The sequence below is a fragment of the Rhizobium sp. SVR5-9E genome, assembly GCF_056755095.1.
In genome coordinates this window covers 45,391-51,508 of sequence record NZ_JBNDHS010000044.1, presented here as the reverse complement: position 1 = coordinate 51,508, position 6,118 = coordinate 45,391, and the positions used below count along the sequence as shown (strand labels likewise).

The window sequence follows — 6,118 nt, the reverse complement described above, 5'->3', positions numbered from 1 at the left end:
TTTCAGCAAGAGCCAGCATGATAACGAGCGCGCGGCTCTCCTTCGAGACGCTGCCGAAGGTCGACTGGTACATCATCGACGGCGACATGTCGGCCCAGAGCCAAATGGTGTGAGCGGCTTCCCATTCGCGTTCGCGAACATAGGTGTGATCGTCGCGGGCTGAGCGGCGCCAGTCGATGCGCGACAGGCTTTCACCTTCGGTATAGGGGCGGAACTGCCAAAAATTCTCGCCTATGCCGCGCTTGCGGCGGCCATGCCAGCCGGCGATCACGGTGTTGGCGATGCGCTTGGCTTCGACCAGGCAATCCGGCACCAGAGAGGCCCGTTGTCTTGCACGGGCAAGGGCATCGCTGCCTGGTGTCGGATTGACGATCTGTCCGATTACTGCCACGCGTCCGGCTTCCTTATCCCTTGGCCTGCTTGACCAATCCGGCGATGACGTCGCGGACGGACATGCCTTCGGCACGGGCGGCGAAGGTGAGCGCCATTCGGTGTTCGAGAACGGGTTCGGCAAGCGCGTAGATATCATCGATCGACGGCGCGAGACGGCCCTCGTAGAGCGCCCGGGCGCGGGCGCAGAGCATCATCGACTGGCCGGCGCGCGGGCCGGGGCCCCAGGCGACATGCTTGTCGGTCGTGGCGTTGCCCTGGCCGGGGCGGGCGGAACGCACCAGATCGAGGATTGCGTCGACGACCTTGTCGCTCACCGGCATCTGGCGAATGAGCTTCTGGATCTCCATCAGCCGCCCGGCGTTGAGCACGGCTTTCGGCTTTGTTTCGCTGAGGCCTGTCGTTTCGAGGAGGATCTGGCGCTCGGCCGCGAGTTCCGGATAGTGCACGTCCACCTGCAGAAGGAAACGGTCAAGCTGCGCTTCCGGTAGCGGATAGGTGCCTTCCTGCTCAAGCGGGTTCTGCGTGGCGAGAACGTGGAAGGGCGCCGGCAGGTCGTATCGCTGGCCGGCGATGGTGACATGGTATTCCTGCATGGATTGCAACAGCGCCGACTGCGTACGCGGCGAGGCGCGGTTGATTTCGTCCGCCATGAGCAACTGTGCGAAGACCGGGCCCTTGACGAAACGGAAGGAACGGCGGCCGCTGTCATCCTGATCCATGACTTCGGAGCCGAGGATGTCCGAGGGCATCAGGTCCGGAGTGAACTGGATGCGGTTCGCGCCAAGGCCGAGCACTTCGCCAAGCGTCGTCACCAGCTTGGTCTTTGCAAGCCCAGGGACACCCACCAGAAGCGCATGGCCGCCGGAAAGAACGGCGAGCAACGTATTTTCAACGACGCTTTCCTGGCCGAAGATCACCTTGGAGATTTCTTCGCGGATAAGGGCGATATCGGCAAGCGCCCTTTCCGCGGCGGCGATGATTGCCTTTTCATCGAGGCTGTCTTCGGTCTGCATCATACCCATTAGGCATCTCCAACGGCTGGATCATTCGTCGCGAATCGGCTGATTTTACGCCAGTTGTTCATACCCGATAGAGTTATGAAGATGTTACGGGCTGACAAGTTCGCTTCAAATGACTATCTCGTGACTGATCCTTCTCGTTAAAAGCAAACCGGGACAGAACGATGGCAGCGCAAGAGATCAGGGCGAGCGAAGATGCCGCAGGGCTGGCCGCGCTGATTTCGCGCGCCGCTGGCGAAACGGGCGGGAAGCGGGGGCTTCCACCCGTCGAGAAGTGGAATCCGCCCTTTTGCGGCGATATCGACATGGAAATCCGCGCCGACGGCACCTGGTTCTATATGGGCACGCCAATCGGCCGCGCGCCCTTGGTGCGCCTGTTCTCGACCGTTTTGCGCAAGGATGACGACGGCAAGACCTATCTCGTGACGCCTGTCGAAAAAGTCGGAATCAGCGTCGTCGATGCACCATTCGTCGCCGTCGAGATGAGCGTCTCCGATCGCGGCGGCGATCAGATGCTGACATTCCGCACCAATACCGGCGATGTCGTAGAAGCCGGAAAGGAGCATTCGCTGCGCTTCGTGATCCATGGCGAGAACAGCGAACTTAAGCCGTATTTGCATGTCCGCGGGCGCCTCGAGGCTTTGGTGTCGCGTGCGGTCATGTACGAACTTGTGGAGACCGGAGAAGTCAGCATCATCGAGGGCAGGGACATGTTCTGCGTCCGGTCCGGCGGCTGCATCTTTCCCGTCATGCCGGCCGACGAACTGGATGCGCTTTCCCGATGAGCGATGCACTGACCAAACGCTATCCACGCTATTCCGCTGCCGAATTTCGCCGCCGGGCGCTCAATCAGACCGGCGGTCCGGTTGATCACTCCTGGCGGGATCACGGCGATCACATCCTCAACCCGGATATCGTGGCGATGGTGGAGAACTTGCATCTTCGCGATGCTGCGGTGCTGGTGCCGGTTGTCGACACCGGCGATGACGCGCGCGTGATTTTCACCAAGCGCACGGCAAACCTGCGCAAGCATTCCGGGCAGATCTCTTTCCCCGGCGGGGCAATTGATCCGACCGACGTTTCACCGGAAATGGCTGCGATCCGCGAGACGCAGGAAGAGATCGGGATTGCGGGCGCGTTCGTCGAGACGGTCGGGCGCCTGCCGCATTATCTTGCCGCGACCGGGTTTCGCATTACCCCTGTGCTCGCCGTGGTGAAGCCCGGCTTCGAGCTCCAGCTTAACCCGCGGGAAGTCGACGACGTCTTTGAGGTGCCGCTTTCGTTTCTGATGAACCCGGACAATCACACACGCGACCGACGCGAGGTCGAAGGCATCGACCGGCATTTTTACCGTATGCCCTATGAAGGCTGGATGATCTGGGGCATCACCGCGGGCATCGTCCGCACACTTTATGAGAGGCTTTATGAATGACCAGCCTTGCTGATCAAGCATGGTTCGAGGATCCCCGCCTTCAACGCGTCTTTGCATTGCTGAACGCAGACGGCGGGGAAGGGCGCGTCGTCGGCGGGGCGGTGCGTAACAGCCTGATGGGGCTGCCGGTCAGCGATATCGACATCGCGACGACGCTGACGCCGGATGCGGTGATCGAACGGGCGAAGGAGGACGGTGTCAAAGCAGTCCCGACCGGCATTGCGCATGGCACGGTGACGCTGGTGATCGAGGGAAAACCATTCGAAGTGACGACGCTGCGCACCGACGTCGAGACCGACGGGCGTCGCGCGAAGGTTGCCTTCAGCACGGACTGGCAAGCGGATGCCGAACGGCGCGATTTGACGATCAACGCGCTCTACATGAATTCCGAAGGTAAGGTCGTCGATCTCGTCGGCGGGCTTGCGGATGTCGAGAAGCGCAATATCCGGTTCATCGGTCATGCAGCGACGCGCATCGCCGAAGATTACCTGCGCATCCTGCGCTTCTTCCGGTTCTTTGCCTATTACGGCTCGGGCCGGCCGGATGCGGAGGGCCTGAAAGCCTGTGCAGCGGCGCGCTCGAAGCTCAGTACGCTTTCGTCCGAACGCGTCTGGTCGGAGCTTCGCAAGCTGCTTTCCGCCGAAGATCCCGGCAGGGCGCTGCTCTGGATGCGACAGGTCGCGGTGCTCAATGAAGTCCTGCCGGAAACGGAGAAATGGGGCATCGACGCCATCCCCGCTCTCGTTTCGACCGAAAAGGCCCTTGGCTGGTTACTGGATCCGCTCTTGCGGCTCGCCTCGATCGTTCCGCCGGATGCCGAGCGGCTCGAGAAGATGGCGGCACGCCTGAAACTCTCAAATGCCGAAGCGGCCTATTTCAGAGCCTGGGCGGCGGCTCCGGCCGTCAATGACGAAATATCGGCCGCAGCCTTCGACCGGCTGCTCTACCGCAACGGTGCTGAAGGTATCGTGACGCGTCTGAAGCTCGCTCTGGCTGTTGCTCGCGGCAAGGCGGAGGGTGACATGAATGAGATGAGCCGGTCGGCAAGGCTCGGTAAGCTCCTGGATCATGCTCTGGCGTGGAAGAAGCCGCAGTTCCCGATCGGCGGCGGCGATGTCATTTCCAAAGGCATTCCGGCGGGGCCGCGCGTCGGCGAGGCACTGGCGAAGCTTGAGAACCAATGGGTGGAAGAGAATTTTGCCGCGGACCGGGCGACCCTGCTCGCCCGGCTGAAGGACCTTCCGAGGTGATCAGGCGGCAGTCGCTTCGTCGCGGATGCGGGCCTTGATGTTGTCGACCATGTTTTCGCGAATGGTTGTTTCACCATGGGCGGTTTTCATATGCTCGATCGCGCGGCGGACGATTTCGGCGTCTTCGTTGGCGCGTGTGTGCCAAGAACAGCCCGGAACAAGCGTACCACATTCGAAAAGTCGCATTGTCTACTCCTTTGTCCGGAAGATGACAGAATGATAGCGCTGTCTTCAATGTACGAAACCGGGAGAAAGTTCCAGCCGACGACGTGCGCCGGCCGGTAACACATACGGATTACTCCGGCATGGCCCAGGCGCGATAGCAGTCGGATGACTCATACGGTGCATTTGACGCTGCACTTTCGCGCATCTTTTCTTGCAATTCTTCAAGTGATTTTCCGGCAGCGAGCTGGAGTCTCACCTGTTCGATGAAGCAGCATAGGGGCAGATCAGAGCCGCTTTTTGCCCTCATTTCTTCGGCAATACGGCTCAGGAAGTCCGGCATTTCGATTGCTCGTGCTGACTCCCGAACATCCGCAGATGCTGGTGAGCCGCTTTGTATCGTCATGACAACCCTCCTCCGATTGTTACGCAACACACTCCTAATTTAACACTCGTTCACGCTTCTTGAAGGCCTTGAAATGTATTTTTACCTGTACACTAGCGTACAGTCACGGCCACCAGACAACTGGGGGCATCGAAGACAGGATGGATTCGATGTTGCCGCCGGTCTTCAGTCCGAAGATTGTACCGCGATCATAGAGCAAATTGAACTCAACATAGCGGCCACGCCTGATCAACTGTTCGTCACGATCGGCTTCGCTCCACTCCTTGTTGAAGTTTAGGCGAACGATTTTGGGATAGACCATGGCGAAGGCGCGGCCGACATCGCGCGTGAAAGCGAAATCGGCATCCCACCCGCCGGCCTCGGGGCTGGAATGCAGCCAGTCGTAGAAGATGCCGCCGACGCCGCGCGGCTCGTTGCGGTGTTTCAGGAAGAAATACTCGTCGCACCATTTCTTGTAGACGTCGTAATCTGCGACGGCCAAGTGGCTGCGGCAGGCAATTTCCATTGCCTTGTGGAAGAGCCGGGTATCGTCGTCATCCTGCGTGCGGCGGTTTTCGAGAACGGGCGTCAGGTCCGCACCGCCTCCGAACCAGCGGCTGGAGGTAACGACCATGCGGGTATTCATGTGTACGGCTGGCACGTTGGGGTTCACCGGATGGGCGATCAGCGAAATCCCCGAGGCCCAGAAGCGCGGGTCTTCGCTGGCGCCCGGCATCTGGGCGCGCAGATCCGGCGCGAATTCGCCGTAAACGGTCGAGGTATGAACGCCAACCTTCTCGAAAACGCGGCCATGCATCATCGACATCCGACCACCGCCGCCAGCGCCATTTTCGCGCGACCATTCCTTGCCGACGAAACGGCCCGGTTCCTGGTCTGAGAGAGGGCCGGTCAGCTCGTCTTCCAGCTCCTCGAAGGAGGCGCAGATGGTGTCGCGCAATCCTTCGAACCATGTGCGAGCGGCAGTCTTCTTTTCTTCGATATCGTCCGGCAGGCCGATCGGCAGTTCTGGTCGTTCCATCATTACCCCCGCGTTCGCTAGTATGGCGTAGCGACTCGATCACGTCTGATCATGAACTCGTGGTAACAGCTGCACCGGCGTCCCGCCAGCAGGCGGAAGGACGCAGTCGAGGCGGGGAAGATTCGACTCGCAAATTAGTACTTTCAATACTACCTTCGGGCTGGAGGTAGCTTTCATGGCTAAAATCCCGGGACCTCCGTCGTTTGACGGCTTGAAGCGCAGGATCGAACGGCATCGTGCGGAAGGCTCTGCCCGGAAGGGCGATCACTTCGTGCGCGAGACATATCGGCTTGGTTTGCTCGATGCGCGGGCAAAGGCTCGCGAATGGTTTGCCGAATACCCGAAGGCGGCCTACTGGACCGAGGTCGAAAGCTGGCGGCAGCTGGACAACGACCAGATCGAATTCACGATGCGCCGATTGCCTTCCGCCGACTGATC

The 6,118-nt window shown here is 60.3% G+C and carries 9 protein-coding genes; 4 read left to right on the top strand and 5 right to left on the bottom strand.

All coding sequences use genetic code 11. The annotated features are described in order from the left end of the window. Window positions 1–391, bottom strand: a 391-nt coding sequence (locus ACPYOJ_RS19675) for a DUF58 domain-containing protein (protein ID WP_481417745.1), incomplete at its 3' end; no start/stop codon positions are given. A gap of 13 nt (window positions 392–404) precedes the next feature. After that, window positions 405–1,415 carry an AAA family ATPase gene (locus ACPYOJ_RS19670; RefSeq protein WP_168830469.1) on the bottom strand — a complete coding sequence of 337 codons (1,011 nt, stop codon included), beginning with the start codon at window positions 1,413–1,415 and terminating at the stop codon, window positions 405–407. Between the two features lie 161 nt (window positions 1,416–1,576). Here ACPYOJ_RS19670 and ACPYOJ_RS19665 point away from each other — a divergent pair, with 161 nt between their 5' ends. From ACPYOJ_RS19665 to ACPYOJ_RS19655, 3 genes are read left to right on the top strand one after another with little or no spacing between them, the layout of a single operon-like run. Beyond that, a complete protein-coding gene (locus ACPYOJ_RS19665) occupies window positions 1,577–2,197 on the top strand; it encodes a DUF1285 domain-containing protein (RefSeq protein WP_481417744.1) in 621 nt (206 codons plus the stop codon). Next, window positions 2,194–2,844 (top strand): CoA pyrophosphatase, encoded by a 651-nt coding sequence (locus ACPYOJ_RS19660; protein ID WP_481417743.1) that lies wholly within the window; start codon window positions 2,194–2,196, stop codon window positions 2,842–2,844. Before ACPYOJ_RS19665 ends, ACPYOJ_RS19660 begins: the two co-directional genes overlap by 4 nt. Beyond that, window positions 2,841–4,094 (top strand): CCA tRNA nucleotidyltransferase, encoded by a 1,254-nt coding sequence (locus ACPYOJ_RS19655; protein WP_481417742.1) that lies wholly within the window; start codon window positions 2,841–2,843, stop codon window positions 4,092–4,094. The genes ACPYOJ_RS19660 and ACPYOJ_RS19655 overlap by 4 nt, the downstream gene beginning before the upstream one ends. Here ACPYOJ_RS19655 and ACPYOJ_RS19650 read toward each other — a convergent pair whose 3' ends face one another. The 3 genes from ACPYOJ_RS19650 to hemF all read right to left on the bottom strand — a co-directional run bounded on the left by ACPYOJ_RS19650 (window position 4,095) and on the right by hemF (window position 5,680). Then, window positions 4,095–4,280 carry a DUF1059 domain-containing protein gene (locus tag ACPYOJ_RS19650; RefSeq protein WP_168830473.1) on the bottom strand — a complete coding sequence of 62 codons (186 nt, stop codon included), beginning with the start codon at window positions 4,278–4,280 and terminating at the stop codon, window positions 4,095–4,097. 109 nt (window positions 4,281–4,389) lie between these two features. Continuing rightward, window positions 4,390–4,662 carry a hypothetical protein gene (locus ACPYOJ_RS19645; RefSeq protein WP_168830474.1) on the bottom strand — a complete coding sequence of 91 codons (273 nt, stop codon included), beginning with the start codon at window positions 4,660–4,662 and terminating at the stop codon, window positions 4,390–4,392. Window positions 4,663–4,765: 103 nt separating this feature from the next. Beyond that, window positions 4,766–5,680, bottom strand: coding sequence for an oxygen-dependent coproporphyrinogen oxidase (gene hemF / locus ACPYOJ_RS19640; protein ID WP_481417741.1), 915 nt, complete (start codon window positions 5,678–5,680; stop codon window positions 4,766–4,768). A gap of 175 nt (window positions 5,681–5,855) precedes the next feature. On the opposite strand from hemF, the gene ACPYOJ_RS19635 reads away from it, so the two are divergent. Then, entirely contained in the window at window positions 5,856–6,116 is a 261-nt protein-coding gene (locus tag ACPYOJ_RS19635; RefSeq protein ID WP_168830476.1) for a hypothetical protein, read from the top strand. Window positions 6,117–6,118 lie beyond the last annotated feature (2 nt).